Raw genomic sequence first — 18,097 nt, 5'->3', positions numbered from 1 at the left:
AAATCAGGCACATTTCTTGTCACGCAAATTTTCTGTCAGATCGGGGATCGGGCACAAAAATTTGGGACAGAATCGGTTGCGCCCCAGCTTACAAACGCTTTGCAATCGCAATTAGCAGAATCCGCCATAGCGAGAATGAAAGAACAGACGATTCCGGCCGATGGGTCTGTCGTCAAAATCTACAAGGTTAAAAATTCTATGGATTCATGAATTAATGGATCAAGCATGAGCCTTCAATTGACCCAAGCCTTGCGAAACCGTTTGTTGCGCATCGATTCTTCGTCGGTCTTGTTCGAACGCCGTGGATTTGAAGCATCGCGAATGCAAGATCACATGGAGTTCATAGGCGAGACGTTCTTGTTGGGCTATCACATGGCCTTGGAGCAGAGATCGCGTCTGATGAGCGGCGCCTTGGATGACTGCGAGCCCATGTTTCGTGGATTCGCTTACGAGGGCGCTGCGATGGCCTTGGGGATCTGCGATTGTTTGTCGTGGCGCAAACAGTCAGCCTGGCAAAGCCTCCTGGATGGCGCTGGCAGTAAGCATCCTTATATCCTGCACGTAGGCCTGGGGTGGACTCTCGCCAGAATCCCGTGGTATCGCAGAAAACCTGAAGCATACCTGGCCAGCCTTGATCCGCTATTGCGATGGCTTGTGCTGGATGGATTCGGCTTTCACGAGGGTTACTTCCACTGGAACAGGCAGAGCACGTGTGCTGACAACCGCTTTCAGTTGAGCACCTATGGTAAGCAAGTCTTTGACCAGGGACTTGGTCGCAGTCTCTGGTTTGTGACCGGTGGGAGTCCGTCACGCATTGTTGCCTTCATAAACTCGATAGCAGCTTGCCGACGTCCGGACTTCTGGAGTGGAATTGGGTTGGCTTTGGCATACGCCGGCAATGCAACGGTGGCCGATATCCAGTCTCTTTTGGAATCGTCTGGCATCGATCGTTTTCACTTGGCGCAAGGGGCCGCGTTCGGCGCGGAGGCGCGTGAACTGGCTGGCATCACTAACGCCAATACCGAACTCGTATGTGAACTTGTGTGCGGTATGCCGGCTGCCGAGGCTGCCGAGCTCACGTATGCAGGTCGCCCGCAGGCGGATGCGACCACTAGTCAAGGTTCAGAGATACCAATCTATGAAGTTTGGCGAACCAACATCCGAGATTCCATTAGATGCCAAGTGTCAGTATGAAAACGCTCACAAAAGCAGATCTAGCCATGTTTACTTGGACGCGACATGGTGTGCAGTACGCGGCGATGTTGATGGTCGCTCTATCCTATTTCTTCGCGCGGCCTGTAACAGTTAGCACGACTGAACGAAATCAGCTAGCTTCGCGATTTGCGTTCGAACGCGTGGCGTTAGACGTCGAGAAGTTTGCTAGCGGCAGTCTAAAGATGTCTCGTGAGGTGCATCCCAGCCTGGAACGCATCTCGTCGTGGATCAGCGGAACCGGCGCGGCAGCCACGCTGGGCGACTGGGACGGAGACGGCTTGGAAAACGATTTAGTGTTGATTGATCCACGCATTGACAAAGTTGTGATCATGCCGACACCCAATCGCGACATGCGTCAACGTTACGCTGCATTTGCCATTGATTTCTCCAAAGATTTTGCAGAGCTACACTTCGATGCCCACACGATGTCGCCCACGGGTTCACTCCTGGGTGACTTCAACGAGGATGGTGCCACCGACGTGCTCGTTTATTTCTGGGGCCGAACACCCATCGTTTTACTGAATCGCTATGTCACGACGAGCACCGGCAGCACTTCGGATCATCCTTTTGACGTCGAGCGATTTTTAGCCATGGAGCTAGTACCTGACTTGGTGGGTACCAGTTCAGGCCGTTGGTATACGCACGCGGCAGTGCAAGCCGACTTCGATGGAGATGGACATCTCGATCTCATGATTGGTAACTTCTTTCAGGATGGCGCTGACATACTTAACGCACATGGCACAGGGATCGCGACAGTAATGCATGAAGGAAAGTCGCGAGCCAAGAATGGCGGCGGTGCCAAGCTGCTACGTTGGCACGCCTCAAACGCGAGTCCAGAACCGGCGGTGACTTATGTCGATGAGAGCCCGCTTTTAGAAAGGCTGTGTGGCAAGGGTTGGGTGTTGGCGGCCGGTGCTGCCGACCTGGATCGGGACGGCCTGCCCGAATTGTACATTGCCCATGACTTCGGACCAGATCGATTGCTACACAATCGTTCGCACCCAGGTCATCTCGCGTTCGCGGTCTGTGAGGGTCGTCGCGCGTTCACTACGCCACGATCCTTTGTGCTGGGGCGCGACTCATTCAAGGGTATGGGTGTCGGTTTTGGCGATGTTAATCGCGATGGTTTTTTGGACATCTACGTGAGTAACATTGCCGATGAATGGGCACTACAAGAGAGCCATTTTCTCTGGGTGAGTACGGGGCATGTTGAAGAGTTTCAACGCGGTATCGCGCCCTATCGGCAAGCGAGCGAACGCTACGGACTCTCTCGCAGTGGTTGGGGTTGGGATGCGGTGCTTGTCGATCTCGATAATGATGGCGCATTGGAAGCAATTCAAGCGACCGGATTTGCTAAGGGCGTTGTCACCGACCCTTCCAAGCTTAACTACCTGGACCGTTTACTGTTCCAAGCTGGGTTCTTGCAGCAAGGCATTCCGCGCTGGCCAGAACTCCAGGCGGTAGGTACTACCAACGATCGACTCATCCACGACCCCAGGGCCTGGCCCAAGCTCACTGCACCTATGGCAACTCTGAGTGGATACGATAGCAACCCCATTTACACAGCCTCCAGTTCAAAGCGCTTTGTGGACATCTCTTCGCAGATAGATGTTGGCGACAAGTTCAATACCCGAGGTATTGCCATAGCCGACACCGATGGTGATGGTTGCCAGGACTTCTTGTATGCCAATCAATGGGAGCCATCGTGGCTGTTTCACAATGCCTCTGACAAACAAAATCGATGGCTGACATTGCGTCTATTGTTGCCTGTCACGGACGGCGTCGAGTTCCAGGTCGATCCCCAGAACTACGTCGTCGGCAGCATGGCCATTGGCGCAACGGCCACCATGCAACCAAAAACTGGCCAGCCACAGAGTGCCATGGTGCATACCGATGAAGTGCGGTCGGGCACGGGACATTCAGGTCACAGCGGGCAGTTCCTTCACTTCGGGCTGGGGCGAGTTGCCGAAGAACCTGTCGAAGTTGAACTGCGATGGCGCGCGCGTTCAGGTCAGTTGCAGACACACAGTATTACAGTCATGCCGGGAAATCATACAGTGCTGCTAGGCAATTCATCTAACAGGTAAACCTCTCATGAGCCAGGCATCGGGCAACGCAACCCTGTCCTTGTATCCACAGCGAAATGCGCGTCTGCGTCTGTTTGCGTTGTGGTACTTCGCTGTGCTCATGATCCTCTGGAACATTGCCGGGCATGCGTTCTTGGGCTTTGAGCAGTCCTGGGCACATCCCTTTGCGGCGGTAACGGCGGCCGTAGTGACGCAGCTCGTTCTGGAGTGGTTGGACGCCAAAACGTCAGGCAGGCAGCCGCGGTTCAGCGGCGACTTTACTTCATTTATCAACTACTTGCCTCCGGCCATGATCACAGGTTTTGCCTGCGCCATGTTGTTGTATCCCAACGATCGGATATCACCGATCATCTTTGCGTCCGTCTTGGCAATTGCCTCGAAGGTCTTGTTTCGCGTGCGGCTAGCGGATGGTCGCCTCACGCACTTCCTCAATCCATCGAACTTTGGAATTGCGGCTACGCTCCTGTTATTACCCGACGTAGGGCAAGCACCGCCCTATCAGTTCACGGAGAATATCACAGGTTGGGGGCACTGGATGTTGCCTGCCGTGATTTTGCTTAGTGGCATCGTCGTACATCGCTACGCTACTGGACGCCTGCCACTGATTGTTGCCTGGCTAGCCGCGTTTGTTCTACAAGGAGTTTTTCGAGCCTGGGTGGCTGGTGTCGACTGGTACGTGCCATTGATGCCTATGTCGAGCACCGGCTTTATTCTCTTCACGCTTTACATGATTCCTGATCCTGCGACGACGCCGATCTTGCCGAAACGTCAAGTAGCATTTGGAGCCAGCGTCGCACTAGCGTATGCCCTGCTGCAGCTGCTCCATATCGTCTTCGGCCTTTTCCTCGCGCTCATTACTGTCTGCGTGATCCGCGGTTGTGCGATATACTTCTTCCACAAGTGGTCAGTAAGCAAGAAACTTACCGTACCTCCACAGGTCGATCGAGTCGTACGGCCCGGTGCAACTCAGACTGCATTTCCTGCACTGTCAAAAGCCGTAGGCGGCCCGTTGATTTCTCATAAAAGCTATGAGTTACCGGGCAAGGGACAGATGCGATACCGACCGCGAATTACCTTTCAGGACACCAATGTCGTAGGTAATGTATATTTCTTGTGCTATTTCCGATGGCAGTTGGAAGGCTTTTACCAGTGGTTGCAGTCGGATCATCCCGACTTGTGGGCCACGCTCGGCGCCGGTTCAGCGCCTTGGGCAATCAGCAACTGGTCAACAGAGTTCTTTGATCCTTTCGGTGCCACCATCGGCGACGCGATGGATGTGCAATTGGAGATGGATGGTTCCACCGATTCGTTGACAGTCGCTTCGGTGATTCATCGCGTCAATGGTGAATATTCGGAGACTATGGCTCGAGGCAAAATGGAGTTGGTCTCCGTTTCAAGCATGGCTGAGCGATGCAATGACTACTGTGTCGGGCCGTGTTACAAATACCATCCTCAGTGGCAGCTGAAGTCGCTAGAGCCGATTGACTTGGTGGCGTGGCAAGGAAAATGTCGCGAACTGTTCTTGTTAGACTACGCGCCTGTCACGCTAAACCTGGTGGCCAATCGACAACTGGCATTACAAACCACATCTGCCGGGCTGCACTTACATGGCATCCTCTCTCCACCGTCGAGTCCGGCATGGGTTGAGCTGCGTCTGAAAGATATCAAGTGTGGCCAAATACGGCTGCAGTTCGATTACTTCACGCGTCATCAAGGTCGGCAAACGTTATTGGCTACAGGCTGGCAGAAGACGAGTTGTAAACGGATCGATGGAACAAGAGTCGTGCCCTGCGCTGTCCCCGATGATGTTCTACGTGCGCTGAAACGATTCACAGATTCTCCAGAGCTACTGACCAAGATCGATCAGATCAGCGAGTTTTCGCAGCCTCAGAAAGTTTGAGTATGCCCGACGGTACTTTGGGCAGCCATTGAATTTTCTTTACTCTAAAGGTAGACCGGCCTGGAGGACAGCGACTCGCTGAACTACGCCGCCATTGAAACAGTTGTCGGGCGAAGCCAGCGTGCTTGATGGCCTGATGGGGGATCGGCCGGGCCGCCGCATTTTGCGCGGTTAGTTCCCATCAGTTGGAAGGAGGCTCGCTCTTGGTACTCTACAGTCCAATCATCCGCCGATACCCAAGCGACGTGTTAGCGACTGGATGCTCAAGCCTTGTACGACGATGGAGAAGATGACGACACCGTAGGTTACTGCCAAGAATAGGTCGCGATTTTCGTTGGCCGTTAGGGTGAGTGCCAGCGCAATCGAGATCCCTCCACGTAGGCCTCCCCAGGTCATGATGACTGCAGTGTATGGCGAAAAATCAAGTCGCTGACGAAAATAGAGAATGGGTACGATCAGCGAAACGAAACGCGCGAGCAGTACAAAACCAGTCGCCATACCGCTGGCAATTACGTACTCAGGCTTTATCTGAATGATCAGCATCTCTAGGCCAATGAGCACGAACAAAAGCACAGATTGTCGTACACGCGTTGAGCCTAACGTAGTGGTCGGCCGCTTTGTTTAACCCGTAGCCGCCAGGCTAGGCGATCGAAGGGGTGGTTTCTCACTGCCAAGTGATTGCCTTGAGCGGACGCTCAAGTAAACGCAGGGATTGGTTAGAGGGTGCGCCTCGCCTCGCCGTTGGCTACGGGTTAAACGATAGTGCGCCGCTGCGCGCAGATTTACGGATCGTTTGATCAGTCGCTTCAAAAATGAGCAGCCGGCCGCTGCAGTATTGACATTTAGGCAACTGTCCCGCCAGGTGGTGCCTGGCGTGGACGGAGCTTCGTCATTAGGCCTTCGTCGTAGACCTCGCAGGTGAACTGATCGGACGGCGAGTATTTGTAAAGCTGCACCAGCAATTGCAGGATTACTCGATCTGCGTACTCATAGTCCGTACCGAAGTTGGCGTAGAAGCACGGGATGCCGTCGACATCCTGGCGGTGGACGGCGACTGACAGGTCGAGCTCGAGGAACCGCAGATGATTTTCATGCTGTCCGCTGTCGATGTCGAAGGGCAAATGAACGGAGAGGCCGTTATTGTCGCTTCCATCGATCATTCCCTGAGCAACGACTTGGAGTCTCGGTGCGTCAGTATCGGAGCTTTCGATGTTGATGATGTAGCCATGCTCGGTTGGAACCAAGTCAGCAACGGTGTATTGCAAAGCGGATTGGATGGTTGAAAATTTGATCATGGGCGTATGTCAGGGTTTGGAGTATCACAGCTTACGATTCAGAATATGTCGAGCTTTCATCGGCACATTTCGGACGGAATTCACTGTCGAAAGATTATACAGATAAGTGTGTCAATACGTTTGATTGACTACTGCGAGCCACTTGGGAAAGAATCAAAAGTCTTGCGCTTATATCTGGCGGTATTGGGCGGCCCAGGGATTTGGTCAACAAGTTGCTGCCCAATCTCCGGAGCCCAGGCCATTGCCGTCAGTGATTCAATTGCGAAACAGACTGTTTCGCAATTGGTCTGGTCCAAGTGAGAAGTGGTAGTGTCCTCTCAAACGGCTCTCGTCCTGGCCCTATAATCACTTGTGCGTATTGCCACTGGGCTTAACCTAGCAAGACGTGGTGTGCCATGGTAACGCAGGGTCGGGTACGCTTTCCAAGTTTAATGATAGGGTAAGTGATGATGGTCAGAGCTTTTGTTTGTCTTGGACTGTTGACCTGGGCTGCGGATGCCCTGGTTTCGCAAGAGCCGCCACATCCGGTGAAGAACCCCGTATCGGCGATTATGCTCTCGGGCGATTGGCTACCCTCGGATCCTCACGCCATCAACTTTGCTCGGCTGCCGCGTTTGCGCTCTCAACATGTGGTCGTTAGCGATGTCCGCGCCGCTGACAAATCGGTAGTGCAAGTGGATAAACAGAGCGGTGGAGTCAACCAGCACAATTACTTATTGCGCTTTGGCGATCAGTTCTTCTTGATGTGGAGTGATGGCCCCGGCGTTGAGGATCGCGTTGGTCAACGCGTCAAATACGCTACCAGTTCCGACGGACTGAATTGGCAAGTCAAAGGTTTCATTACACCCGAACCGCCAGGATCGGGGCCGGGGTCGAAGTTCTATGGCACACGCTCAACCGCAGGCTTTCGCTATATCGCTCGGGGCTTCTGGGTACGAGATGGACAACTGTTGGCTCTGGCGTCGCTCGATGAAGCCGCTGGTTTCTTTGGCCCCAGCTTGGCGCTGCATGCCTTCCGCTGGGAAGAGTCTTCCGGTAGTTGGACCGACTACGGCTTAGTGGCCCAAGACGCGATCAATAACTTTCCCCCGCGTGCTCTGCGCGATGGCGGGTGGTTGATGTCCAGGCGGAGACACAACTACAAGGAAGCTGGTGTCGAGTTTCTGATCGGCGGTGTAAAAGCTCTCGATGATTGGCAGTCGTTCCCGGTATTCGGCAGCAATTCCGAGCTTAAAGCCGAGGAGCCTGAGTGGTGGGAATTGCCCGACGGCAACCTGGTAGCGGTGTTTCGTGATAATAGCCGCAGTGGATTCTTGTTTCGCAGCTTTTCCACCGACAGCGGACGTACTTGGACCAAACCGATCAAGACGAACTTCCCCGACGCAACCTCGAAGGTGTGCGGACTGCGACTGGCTGACGGCCGGTACGTGCTGGTATCCAATGCGAATCCTAAACGTCGCGATCCCTTGACGCTGGCCATTAGTTCTGACGGTATCATTTTTAATCAGCTGTTTTACCTGGTTGGCGAGCGGCACGTGGATTATCCACACGTCATTGAACACGATAACAGTTTGCTGATCGCTTTCTCAGGTGGCAAACAGACCGTCGAAGTGCTGCGCATCTCCCTTCAAGAGTTGAGCCCGCAGTGACTCCACGCCGAGAGAATTCTGCGACCAATGTACCGAACGTGCGTACGAACCAAGATCCGCCAAACTTGTCTAGAAAGACACCCCTGCCGATGCATAGCCTGAGGAGACCGCAAAGAGGAGCAAGTTGTAAGCGGTAAGGAATAAGCCAATGAGTGTTTGCAAGAAGTAGCCTTCCCGCTGAAACCTTATGCCTTACAACTTACTTCTTATCCCTTACCGCTTACTCCTACCATGGTGCAATTCCGGTCTTCGGCTCTGAAGTTTGAACTGCCTTCGTCATACAAATCGGCGCCCATCCGAAATTTCTCAGCCATCGACAGTTCAGCCGCTCTCGCGACTGAAGGTGACCACCCGGTTACCAGTCTGGGCGATCCTCCAGCGATACTGATGTAAGTTCGTGGTAGACTAATCGTCGATAGTGGTAGTTCGCCGTAGCTCTACTTGGGAATACAAATTATGCGCAACCTAGCCTTACTCATTCTGTGTGTCGCGACCATGTTTGAATCTGTGTGTGCCGAAGAACCAATCGTTTTCGTCTCTGCGTTCACCAACGGGGACGAGGGTGCAATTCATGCTTATCGTTTTGACTCGGAGAAGGGGCAATTGAAGTTATTGCAGCGCACAACGGGTATCGAGAATCCTTTCTTTCTGGCCATTTCACCCAATCGAAAATCTCTCTATGCGATTGATGCCAAACAATTTGGCAGCCAAGACGACGAGTTTGTAGCTGCTTATGCGATTGAGGGACGCAGCGGCAAGTTGACGAGACTCAACCGGCAATCGAGCCGCGGTTCGGCATCCTGCTATCTGGATGTTGATGCCACTGGCCAGTCGGTCGTCGTGGCCAACTACATGTCTGGTAGCGTGGCTTCACTACCGGTGCTGGCGGATGGCTCGCTCGGGGAAATCGCAACTTTTGTGCAACACACAGGATCTAGCGTCAATCCAGAACGTCAAAAGGAGCCGCACGCGCATTGCATCGTAATTAGCCCGGACAATCGATTTGCGCTCGCAGCAGATCTGGGGAACGACAAGATACTGAACTATGAACTCCAGCCTCAAACTGCCCAGCTGAGACCGAACTCAGCCCAACCATTTGCGACGCTGCCAGCCGGCTCTGGGCCTCGCCACCTGATTTTCAGTAAAGATGGGAATCGAGTGTACGTAATCAATGAACTCAAGAACACGGTGACGCTGTTCGACTATGCGAAGCAGTCCGGCGTATTGACTGAGCGGCAGACCATATCCACTGTCCCCGAAGACTTTGAGGGTGTCAGTCACACAGCCGATCTGAAGATGACACCCGACGGTCGTTTTCTCTACGGCACAAATCGCGGTCACGACAGCATCGCTATCTTCAAGCTTGCCGAGGACGGGCAGTTGAGTCTTGTCCGTATTGAACCCAGCCTCGGAAAGGGGCCACAGAACTTGTTGATTACACCCGATGGCCGATGGCTTATGTGTGCCAATATGCCTGGTAATAACCTGGCCATTTTCTCGATCGACGTCGATACCGGCGCTCTGAAATCCGCGGGCGAGCCGCTGAGTATTCCAATGCCATCATGTATTCGATGGTTGGAATGAGTATCCGACTGTTCGGCTAAGTAGGCAGTCAGTGAGCGGCCTTGGGCTACTCGTTGAGCTTCCAATAGCTTAAGGTTTGCATGCTTCCCTTGGGGCACTCAAAATTAGCTGGCCGCGGACGTCCAAACGCTGCCATGTTTACGATCAGTTGATTACCTTCGAGTGCAATGATTCCTAGTTGAATCTTTCCTGCAAATCCGCCCGAGACATGCAAATAGTCAACCTTGATTGGCAACTTTGATTCGTCGATTCGAAAGAGTGCGTCAATCATCGTTTGGCCGCCAAAGGTTACGGTCAGGCGATTGTGATTGGCGACTCTTTTTCCACACTTGACCATGCCTGCTGGCAGTGGCATCCCGTCGCTAACCATTTTCACTGATGTCCATTCTCCCTGGACACGCTGAATCGTTTCTCCAGGCACGTAGGCGAATTGTTCAGCCATCCCTTCGGTGGATGTCTCCTGATGCTCGGCAGCCGGCGTTCCACCAGTCACGTTCGGCGGGCGAGCTGCGTCAGATCGCATAAGTCTTTCCAATGCTTGTCCTGTCCCTCCTGCCGTTGTAAACCTGGTTGGACGTGCTTGGCCGTACATATCCAGACATATCTCGAGTCGCGAGTCAACAAAGCGGAAAATTCCGTAGTTGGTGTTGCCCGCTTCTGGGCCTTCGACGAATTGGATGTCGATCGTAGAAACCTTCGGCTCAACGTCGATGATGAAAATTCCTTCGTAGATCGAACCGGCAGACTCGGAACGGAAACGATCGCCATCGATCAAAATTCTCGATCCATTAAGCATATCTGGGGCTACGGAATTGCCAGACACTTCTAAGCTCTCAAATTCCCAAGTGCCTTCCAGGCTGCGTAGAGCTTCTATATGAGCCGATAATTTGGGCCAACTCGCAAAACCTGTTTGTTTAGCAACCGCCAGCTGAGCATCCGCTAACCGCCAATCTCGCTGCGTGACCTCACTCACCGACAACGATGCGGCGGATGGAACCTGTGTTTGGATGCAGTTGATGGCTTCGCTGTTGCCCTGCCTGAGGTCAACGAGCAATCGCTTGGCTTGTGAACGCAGGTGGTCGAGATTGGGACGAGATACGAGTTTCTTGGCCATGTCATTCTCCTTGATTGCCTGGACCCGCAGCAGACTGAGAAGAATGAAATCACACGTGTAGTGCAGCATTTCTTGGCGAGGTTAAACCCTTCCCGCGGATCTGGAGGCGAGCCATTTCACCTACCCCTAGTCTATCCACTCCAAGTTCGGATCGCAAATGACGAACTCGGTCGAAATGAAGGCTACTCATCTAGTGACGACAAACGTGTCTTTCGAACAATCCAATTTCTTAAGGAAACACAGGGAGTTTAAAATTTCTTCGCCTGAAACGCATTTCCTCCTTGTGAGTGCCAGCAACTAGGGCCATGATGATTCCGTTGCGATGAGGTTTAGGTTGTTCGACCAGTCCACACCACATCTCCGCAATTCATCAAGTCGTTGAGTTCTCCTTTGCGCGAGCCCCAAAAGTGATGCTGAAATTGTCGATTGGAAGCTTGGCGGCCAGGGTAGTGCTCTCCGCGTTGACAGTTGCCTCCTGGCTGTTTTCGCAGTGTGCTCTTGCGGAACAGGCAGTGGCAGAATCTCTCGCTGAATTCTTGAGTGTCCACTGTGCTGCTTGCCATACAGACGGCGCGGTGGATTCGAGATTCGATCTTGCCAAACTAACCTGGCAACCTGACGGCTCCAGTGTAAACGCATTGGGCCAGATTTATCAGCGTGTCGAGGCCGGTGAGATGCCGCCGAAAGACGAGAAGCAACCTTCAGAGTCGGAGCGTGAACATTTTCTTACGCAACTTTCCAGCAAAATGATCGAGCTCGATCAACAGCGAATCGCCCGTGATGGCCGCGCGGTTAATCGCAGACTGAATCGTTACGAATACGAAAACAGCCTTCGCGATCTACTCGATCTCCCTTGGCTGCAAATTCGTGATACTTTGCCGGAGGATGGCGAACTGCATCGCTACAACAAGATTGGTGAAGCCCTGGATGTTTCCCACGTGCACCTCTCGCGATACATGAATGCAGCCGAAAACGCGATTCGACAAGCAATCCTGGTGCACTTTGATCGTCCTCAGCGATCCTCAAAGCGATACTATGCGCGGGACGAGTTTTCACTGGTTGGCAATTTCTGGCCACGCGAGAATGGCACTCTGCCCGATCGACTTTCTTTTCCGGTTCTGGACTCACATGCCCAACCAGACGTTCGCTCCGGCGAAGCACCCAAGTCGTCTCCCGAAACTCGCCAGCGAGAGGCCGTGGGTCGAGTATCCAGCATTTTCAGCGATGCCGGTGGATACAGTTGGGGGCAATTTCGAGTGGCCGCGACCGGTAGGTATAAACTTCGGTTCAAAGGTTATTCGATTTGGGTCAGCGGCGGAGGAATCGGTCGTTGGTTCTACGAAGGATTTGGCGATGAAAAGGCGCCTGTTTACCACCTGCCACTATGGCATCGTCCAAATGCTGATGAAGTTTGGCCAGGACGAAGGCCGGAACCGATTGGCGTGTATGCCCAAAGCTCTGGAAAGAGCCGATCGATCGGAGCGTTTGATTTTGGAGTTGATCCAACGGAGTGTGAATTAGAAGCCACCCTGGTAGCTGGCGAAGTCTTGCAAACAGACGGTATGCGATTGTTCCGTACAAGAGTCAACGGCACCGACGAACAATATGTGAACCCATTGGCAACCGAAGCTGGTATGCCAGGCTATGCCATTCAATGGATGGAGGTCGATGGCCCCATCGATGACGAATCGACCTCGGTTGGATATCGCTTGCTGTTCGACGACTTGCCCCTCAAGCGACTCTCTGAATCGTCGACGGGCGGTCTGGTTTTAAAGTTGCCCGCTCCGTCACCTGCCTCAAACGGGCCTCCCGCGGCGGGTACTGCAACAGCTGGCCGTCCCCCGGTCAGACGCGGCTTCGGTGGTCCGAGATTTGTAGATGTGCGCGTGGAGGTTGAAAGTAATCAACCGCGTGTAGACTGTGAGCGTTTGCTCAGAGCATTCATGCGGCGAGCTTACGATCGAACTGTGGACGAGTCTCACCTGAGTCGCTTTCTGCAACTTTTCGAGAACGAGTATGACAAAGGCGTTGGATTCGCCAGTGCCATGGTGACGGTCTATTCTGCTGTGCTCGTTTCGCCAGGCTATATCTACTTGGATAATGCGCCAGGTAAACTGGATCAGCACTCCCTCGCCAGTCGACTAAGCCTGTTCCTTTGGAACTCAAAACCTGATGCCGAGCTTCGTAAGCTGGCAGATGATGGGCGGTTGCTGGACCCAGGAGTTCTGCAAAGCCAAGTTGATCGGATGATCGAGGATGGCAAGTCTCGACGATTTGTGGAAGCCTTCACAGACTATTGGCTGGACCTACGCAAGATCGATGACACCTCACCTTCATCGACGCTATACAACGACTATGAATTGGACGAGCCACTCAAGGCCGCAGCCCTTGAAGAGACGAGACTTTACGTTGGGAGGATGTTTCAGGAGAACTTACCTGCAAGTGTCATCGTCGACTCCGATTTTAGCTTTCTCAATGAACGGCTGGCGGCGCATTACCAATTACCGGATGTCATGGGTGCGGAAATGCGATTGGTCAATTTGCCTGAAAATAGCGTGCGTGGTGGCCTGATGACTCAAGCCAGTGTCTTGAAGGTGACTGCCAATGGCACTACCACCTCGCCTGTCATTCGCGGCAATTGGATTGCTGAACGAGTGCTAGGAGTTCGAGTAGCTCCGCCTCCCTCGGTGCCTGCGGTTGAGCCGGACATTCGAGGAGCAGTAACTATTAGACAACAGCTTGAGCGACACAGGAGCGACCCGAGCTGCTCAGCGTGTCACGCGAAGATTGACCCACCTGGCCTGGCACTTGAAGCGTTTGATGTCATGGGAGGCTTTCGAGAACGCTACCGTGCGATCAACGATACGCAGCCACAAGCCAAGGGAGTGGGGCTGAACGGTCAAACGTATGCCTTTCACTACGCTCTACCGGTCGACACTGCCGGCACGATGCCTGATGGGAAAGCATTCAATGACATTCGAGAGCTGAAAGCCTTACTTCTTCGCGATGAAAAGGTTGTTGCCAGGAATCTCGTCTGCCAGCTCTTGATTTACGCAACGGGTTCGCCCATCACGGTTTCGGACAAGGCTCAAGTAGAAAAGATCCTTATGGAAACTGAGCAAGAGCGTTTTGGCGCTAGAAGCATTATGCGCGCGATCGTGGCGAATCATCTGTTCCAGCACAAGTAAAGATCGGGCTAAAGTTCCGTGCTTTTCATCCGCTAGAGAGTGACGAGACTGACCATGGCAAAGAGCAGCAGATTCATGAGATCATCAGGCAGACGAACTTTCTTGCGTGCTGCTGGGGTATGTCTGGCGTTACCTTTCATGGAATCGATTCGGGGCGCGACCACAAACGCATCCGGTGACGACAAGGCGGACGATAAACCTCGTCGATTTTTAGGTATCTGCAACAATTTGGGATTGCTACCCGAGGAGTTCTTTCCCAAACGGCCAGGGCGCGACTATGAGCTCTCTCCGTATTTGAAGGTTTTGGAAAAACATCGCGAACATTTCACTGTCTGTAGTGGAGTTTCACATCCCAACGTGGATGGTGGTCATCCGTCGGACATCAGTTTTCTCACGGCCGCTCCGCACCCTGCGAGTAGTTCGTTTCGAAATTCCATTTCGCTGGATCAGTACATCGCAGAACATGTCGGACATCAAACTAGATTTCCTTCATTGACCCTAGCTGTAAACTCTGGCTCGCGCAGCCTGTCTTGGACTGGCTCGGGGGTAGCGATTCCTCCCGAAGAGAGCGCTGCCAATTTATTTAAACAGCTTTTTATGCAGGGTAGCTCTGCAGAAATCGAAACCCAGATTAACAAGCTGGACACAGGTCGCAGCATTCTTGACGCTGTGGCGGATCAGGCGAACAATTTGTCGCGACGGTCCAGTGGCAATGATAAAGCTCAGTTGGAACAATATTTTTCCAGCGTTCGCGATTTGGAGTCCCGACTGCTGGCCGCTCGAGAGTGGGAACGCAAACCTAAGCCGATTGTTGAAGCGAAGCCGCCTACAGATCCCAACGGCCCCGCACAATACATCGTCAAGATTCGATTGATGTATGAAATGATCAAGCTCGCCTTTCAGACCGACTCAACTAGATCTGTGACTCTCATGCTCAACAGCGTGGGTACTCCAGTCGTGGAAGTACCAGGGCATGCGATTAACGACGGCTATCACAATCTATCCCACCATGGAAAGTCGGTCGAGAAACTGGCTCAGCTGCGAGTGATTGACCTCGAGCACATGAAGTTGCTGGATCAACTGCTGACTGATCTCAAATCGGTGCCAGAACAAGGCGAGACATTGTTGGATCGCAGTATGATTCTCTATGGATCGAATTTGGGAGATGCAAACGCTCACTCAACGACCAACATGCCGATATTCTTTGCCGGTGGCGGATTTAGTCACGGACAACATTTGGCATTTGATACGCAACAAAACTACCCGTTGCCCAATCTGTTTGTTTCCATCGTGCAGCAGATGGGAATTGAGAGCGATAAGTTTGCGTCTTCAACCGGTTCGATGCGAGGGCTTGAGGCAATATGATGCTAACGCACACAGTGAGGGGCTCGTTTCTGATATTCTTCTCGACGATCGGCCTATTACGAGCTGAAGAACACCTCATTGACTTTGAAATGGTCGAGATAGGCAAGCCTGTGACCAAGTGGGATGACCAAGGCGTTCAGATCGAACTGGCTCACTCCCCGAAAAAGAGTAAGGCCCTTGGGAAAATTACTTTTTTCCCACATCTTGGAACGGGTCGCAAAGGCGTGGTCAACGCGATGGCTAATGAGGCTATTCCCGTGCGTGTCAGGTTTGAGAGTGGAGCTAGGAAAGTGACCGCAAAACTCTGGGCCTCGACAACCAGCGCCGCTTTCCTTGAGGCCTTTGATAAGGATGGAAAATCGCTAGACAAACAAATGATCGACAGCGTGCCCGTTCGCCAAGCGCCGGAGGATCATGTGCCATTCTTCGAGCTTAGAGTTGAGGCGACCGACATCGCCTACGTTGAAATTGGTGGATCTAAACCAGGAGGATATGTAGCCATCGACGAGCTACGTTGGACCACCGAGGACAACTAACCTGACGCGGCTAACATCGTTTAACCCGTAGCCGAAGGCTAGGGAATCGAAGCGAATGTCCTTGCTGGCTAAGTCATGATGTTGAGCCTGCAGAGGTTAGGTGGTAGCAGCGATTGGTTAGAGGGTTCGCCTCGCCTGTCGGCTACGGGTTAAACGAGGAAGTCATGATGTTGAGCCTGCAGAGGTTAGGTGGTAGCAGCGATTGGTTAGAGGGTTCGCCTCGCCTGTCGGCTACGGGTTAAACGAGGAAGTCGTGATGTTGAGCCTGCAGGGGTTAGGTGGTAGCAGCGATTGGTTAGAGGGTTCGCCTCGCCTGTCGGCTACGGGTTAAACGAGGAAATCATGATGTTGAGCCTGCAGGGGTTAGGTGGTAGCAGTGATTGGTTAGAGGGTTCGCCTCGCCTGTCGGCTACGGGTTAAACGAGGACAACTAGCCTGACGCGGAGGCGCCCGGCTGTTTGATTGGCAGCTGAACGTTTATCTCAAAGTACTTCAGGCCGTGGGCGAGCGGTCGGCCGATCCAGGCTTCGAAACTGGGGTGGTCGTCAGGTATATAACTCGTGCGCGGTAGCCAACTGCCATACAGCCATTCCAATAACCGAATCTCCATATCGATATCGCCTTTCATTTCTACCTGGGCGACTAACATGGCGGGAAATCGATACAGACCGATTTCCCCTTCAGCCTTGACTGTCGCAGGCACTTCTAAGGCTACACAGTAATGGCAATCTTCCAAGGCCGTGAATCTTGGGCTCTCGAATTGATAACCGAGCCATTGTCCACCAGACAAATTTCGCGAGTCTGCCCAAGCCAGCATGCGATTTACGGCTTGAACGACGCTGTCACCAACGTACGGATTGGCGACGCGAATGTAAGCGACATGGCGAGCCGGCAACTCACGAATGCGCACTCGAAACCGATCGGGGTTGGCTCGCGAACGGGCTTTGTCTAGCTTGAAGACAGATTGTGCCGTAGCATTCTCAATGCGGTCGAATTGTTTGGCTTGCCACCCATCCAAGTCAAACTGGCTAGGGGCGACGCCGTACTTGAGCTTGAAGCTGCGCGTGAAGTCGGATGAACTTGAGAATCCGCAATCGATGGCCACTTCGGTAAGTGACTTCCTCTTACCATAGCTCATCAAGTACAGTGCGCGTTCAAGTCTTAGGCGTTTGACGCACTCATTGGGCGTCTCGCCGAGCATCGCTTGAAAGATCCGATGAAAGTGGAACGGAGACAGATCCGCCAGCTTGGCTAATTGGTTCAAGTTCAGCGGCCGGCTGATGTCTGCCATGATGAAATCGAGTACGCGATTAATGCGCTCGATGTAACTGGTTTTCTCGGTCGGCCTGGATTTTTTGTCAGATCGCAAGATTTGTCAAAACGCCAAAAAGTCGATGGGTAGGATTGTGTCAACCGCCAAATGGTGGAACACGTAGGCGAGCCTCTCCGAGGCTCGCGGACAAGCATTCATTCAACGTAGTAATCGGTTGGGCACTGGTTCACGCGCGGGCACGTGCTCTTTGGCGTAGCGAGTCTCAGAGAGACTCGCCTACGTGCTTTAGGAACCAATCAGGAGAGCACTCATGCGCACCATCATAGTTTGTCTGGCAATGATTTTGTGCGGCTGGACCCTCTGCAGAATCACCGTGGACAGTCACCACAGCACCTTAGCCTCACCAAAGGACGACAACATGCAATTAGGGAACTTCTCGATCAGCCTGACCGTCAAGGACGTGCATGCATCGAAAGCATTCTATGAAAAGCTGGGCTTCAAAGTCAGCGGTGGAGATCTGAAACGCAACTATATCGTTATGCAGAACGACACCAGCACGATTGGCCTGTACCAGGGGATGTTCGAGAAGAACTCGCTGACCTACAACCCGGGCTGGGATCGCAATTGCCAAACATTGCCAGAGTTTCAGGACGTGCGTGAGATCCAGAAGGAATTGAAGAAGCGTGGGCTTACGCTAACTGTCGAAGCCGACGAATCGAGCGAAGGAACCGCCTACTTGACGTTGGTCGATCCCGATGGAAATCCCATTCTGATCGACCAGCATGTGCCAAAGCCAGTTGGTCGCTAAGCGGAGTTGAGCACTCCCTTGTTGTGTACACTGAAAACGAGTCAGGTTGCGGTTGTCGATTTTGGGAATTGCGACTTTTAATG

General features: G+C 53.0%; 13 protein-coding genes. 9 read left to right on the top strand and 4 right to left on the bottom strand.

All coding sequences use genetic code 11. From position 1 onward, the window contains the following. Positions 1 to 225: 225 nt before the first annotated feature. Genes SH573x_RS28040 through SH573x_RS28030 form a run of 3 tightly spaced genes read left to right on the top strand, consistent with a single transcriptional unit; the run spans position 226 to position 5,202 of the window. Positions 226 to 1,194 (top strand): DUF1702 family protein, encoded by a 969-nt coding sequence (locus SH573x_RS28040; RefSeq protein WP_479351368.1) that lies wholly within the window; start codon positions 226 to 228, stop codon positions 1,192 to 1,194. Further along, a complete protein-coding gene (locus SH573x_RS28035; RefSeq protein WP_479351367.1) occupies positions 1,191 to 3,302 on the top strand; it encodes a CRTAC1 family protein in 2,112 nt (703 codons plus the stop codon). The genes SH573x_RS28040 and SH573x_RS28035 overlap by 4 nt, the downstream gene beginning before the upstream one ends. 7 nt (positions 3,303 to 3,309) lie before the next feature. Next, the gene (locus tag SH573x_RS28030) at positions 3,310 to 5,202 is read left to right on the top strand and encodes a hotdog family protein (RefSeq protein WP_479351366.1); all 1,893 of its coding nucleotides are present in this window, start codon (positions 3,310 to 3,312) and stop codon (positions 5,200 to 5,202) included. 222 nt (positions 5,203 to 5,424) lie between these two features. Here SH573x_RS28030 and SH573x_RS28025 read toward each other — a convergent pair whose 3' ends face one another. Further along, the gene (locus tag SH573x_RS28025) at positions 5,425 to 5,763 is read right to left on the bottom strand and encodes a cation:proton antiporter domain-containing protein (protein WP_479351365.1); all 339 of its coding nucleotides are present in this window, start codon (positions 5,761 to 5,763) and stop codon (positions 5,425 to 5,427) included. Between the two features lie 281 nt (positions 5,764 to 6,044). After that, entirely contained in the window at positions 6,045 to 6,497 is a 453-nt protein-coding gene (locus tag SH573x_RS28020; RefSeq protein ID WP_479351364.1) for a hypothetical protein, read from the bottom strand. A gap of 446 nt (positions 6,498 to 6,943) precedes the next feature. On the opposite strand from SH573x_RS28020, the gene SH573x_RS28015 reads away from it, so the two are divergent. After that, complete coding sequence (locus SH573x_RS28015; protein ID WP_479351363.1) at positions 6,944 to 8,146, top strand: exo-alpha-sialidase; 1,203 nt, start codon at positions 6,944 to 6,946, stop codon at positions 8,144 to 8,146. A gap of 456 nt (positions 8,147 to 8,602) precedes the next feature. Then, positions 8,603 to 9,730 carry a lactonase family protein gene (locus tag SH573x_RS28010; protein ID WP_479351362.1) on the top strand — a complete coding sequence of 376 codons (1,128 nt, stop codon included), beginning with the start codon at positions 8,603 to 8,605 and terminating at the stop codon, positions 9,728 to 9,730. A gap of 46 nt (positions 9,731 to 9,776) precedes the next feature. Here SH573x_RS28010 and SH573x_RS28005 read toward each other — a convergent pair whose 3' ends face one another. Further along, complete coding sequence (locus tag SH573x_RS28005) at positions 9,777 to 10,844, bottom strand: TIGR03067 domain-containing protein (protein ID WP_479351361.1); 1,068 nt, start codon at positions 10,842 to 10,844, stop codon at positions 9,777 to 9,779. A 512-nt stretch (positions 10,845 to 11,356) separates the two neighbouring features. Between SH573x_RS28005 and SH573x_RS28000 the strand changes: the two genes are divergently transcribed. From SH573x_RS28000 to SH573x_RS27990, 3 genes are all read left to right on the top strand, one after another. Then, on the top strand, positions 11,357 to 14,032 hold the full coding sequence (locus SH573x_RS28000; RefSeq protein WP_479351360.1) for a DUF1592 domain-containing protein: 2,676 nt from the start codon (positions 11,357 to 11,359) through the stop codon (positions 14,030 to 14,032). 138 nt (positions 14,033 to 14,170) lie between these two features. After that, complete coding sequence (locus SH573x_RS27995; protein ID WP_479351359.1) at positions 14,171 to 15,397, top strand: DUF1552 domain-containing protein; 1,227 nt, start codon at positions 14,171 to 14,173, stop codon at positions 15,395 to 15,397. Then, positions 15,394 to 15,933: a hypothetical protein gene (locus SH573x_RS27990; RefSeq protein ID WP_479351358.1), complete on the top strand. Its 540-nt coding sequence runs from the start codon at positions 15,394 to 15,396 to the stop codon at positions 15,931 to 15,933. The genes SH573x_RS27995 and SH573x_RS27990 overlap by 4 nt, the downstream gene beginning before the upstream one ends. A 430-nt stretch (positions 15,934 to 16,363) precedes the next feature. Here the strand turns inward: SH573x_RS27990 and SH573x_RS27985 are convergent, their stop codons facing one another. Further along, positions 16,364 to 17,302, bottom strand: a complete 939-nt coding sequence (locus SH573x_RS27985) for an AraC family transcriptional regulator (protein WP_479351357.1) — start codon at positions 17,300 to 17,302, stop codon at positions 16,364 to 16,366. 322 nt (positions 17,303 to 17,624) lie between these two features. Between SH573x_RS27985 and SH573x_RS27980 the strand changes: the two genes are divergently transcribed. After that, the gene (locus SH573x_RS27980) at positions 17,625 to 18,014 is read left to right on the top strand and encodes a VOC family protein (RefSeq protein ID WP_479351356.1); all 390 of its coding nucleotides are present in this window, start codon (positions 17,625 to 17,627) and stop codon (positions 18,012 to 18,014) included. Positions 18,015 to 18,097: the final 83 nt, after the last annotated feature.

Source organism: Rania fehmarnensis, assembly GCF_056494185.1.
Note: the sequence above shows the minus strand (reverse complement) of the source record. Positions and strands in the feature narration are given on the sequence as shown.

What these genes read in the sequence shown, in the direction of transcription:
- SH573x_RS28040 (WP_479351368.1), top strand. Translation starts at nt 226, where the DNA reads ATGAGCCTTCAATTGACCCAAGCCTTGCGAAACCGTTTGTTGCGCATC.
- SH573x_RS28035 (WP_479351367.1), top strand. Translation starts at nt 1,191, where the DNA reads ATGAAAACGCTCACAAAAGCAGATCTAGCCATGTTTACTTGGACGCGA.
- SH573x_RS28030 (WP_479351366.1), top strand. Translation starts at nt 3,310, where the DNA reads ATGAGCCAGGCATCGGGCAACGCAACCCTGTCCTTGTATCCACAGCGA.
- SH573x_RS28020 (WP_479351364.1), bottom strand. Translation starts at nt 6,497, where the DNA reads ATGATCAAATTTTCAACCATCCAATCCGCTTTGCAATACACCGTTGCT.
- SH573x_RS28015 (WP_479351363.1), top strand. Translation starts at nt 6,944, where the DNA reads ATGATGGTCAGAGCTTTTGTTTGTCTTGGACTGTTGACCTGGGCTGCG.
- SH573x_RS28010 (WP_479351362.1), top strand. Translation starts at nt 8,603, where the DNA reads ATGCGCAACCTAGCCTTACTCATTCTGTGTGTCGCGACCATGTTTGAA.
- SH573x_RS28005 (WP_479351361.1), bottom strand. Translation starts at nt 10,844, where the DNA reads ATGGCCAAGAAACTCGTATCTCGTCCCAATCTCGACCACCTGCGTTCA.
- SH573x_RS27995 (WP_479351359.1), top strand. Translation starts at nt 14,171, where the DNA reads ATGGAATCGATTCGGGGCGCGACCACAAACGCATCCGGTGACGACAAG.
- SH573x_RS27990 (WP_479351358.1), top strand. Translation starts at nt 15,394, where the DNA reads ATGATGCTAACGCACACAGTGAGGGGCTCGTTTCTGATATTCTTCTCG.
- SH573x_RS27980 (WP_479351356.1), top strand. Translation starts at nt 17,625, where the DNA reads ATGCAATTAGGGAACTTCTCGATCAGCCTGACCGTCAAGGACGTGCAT.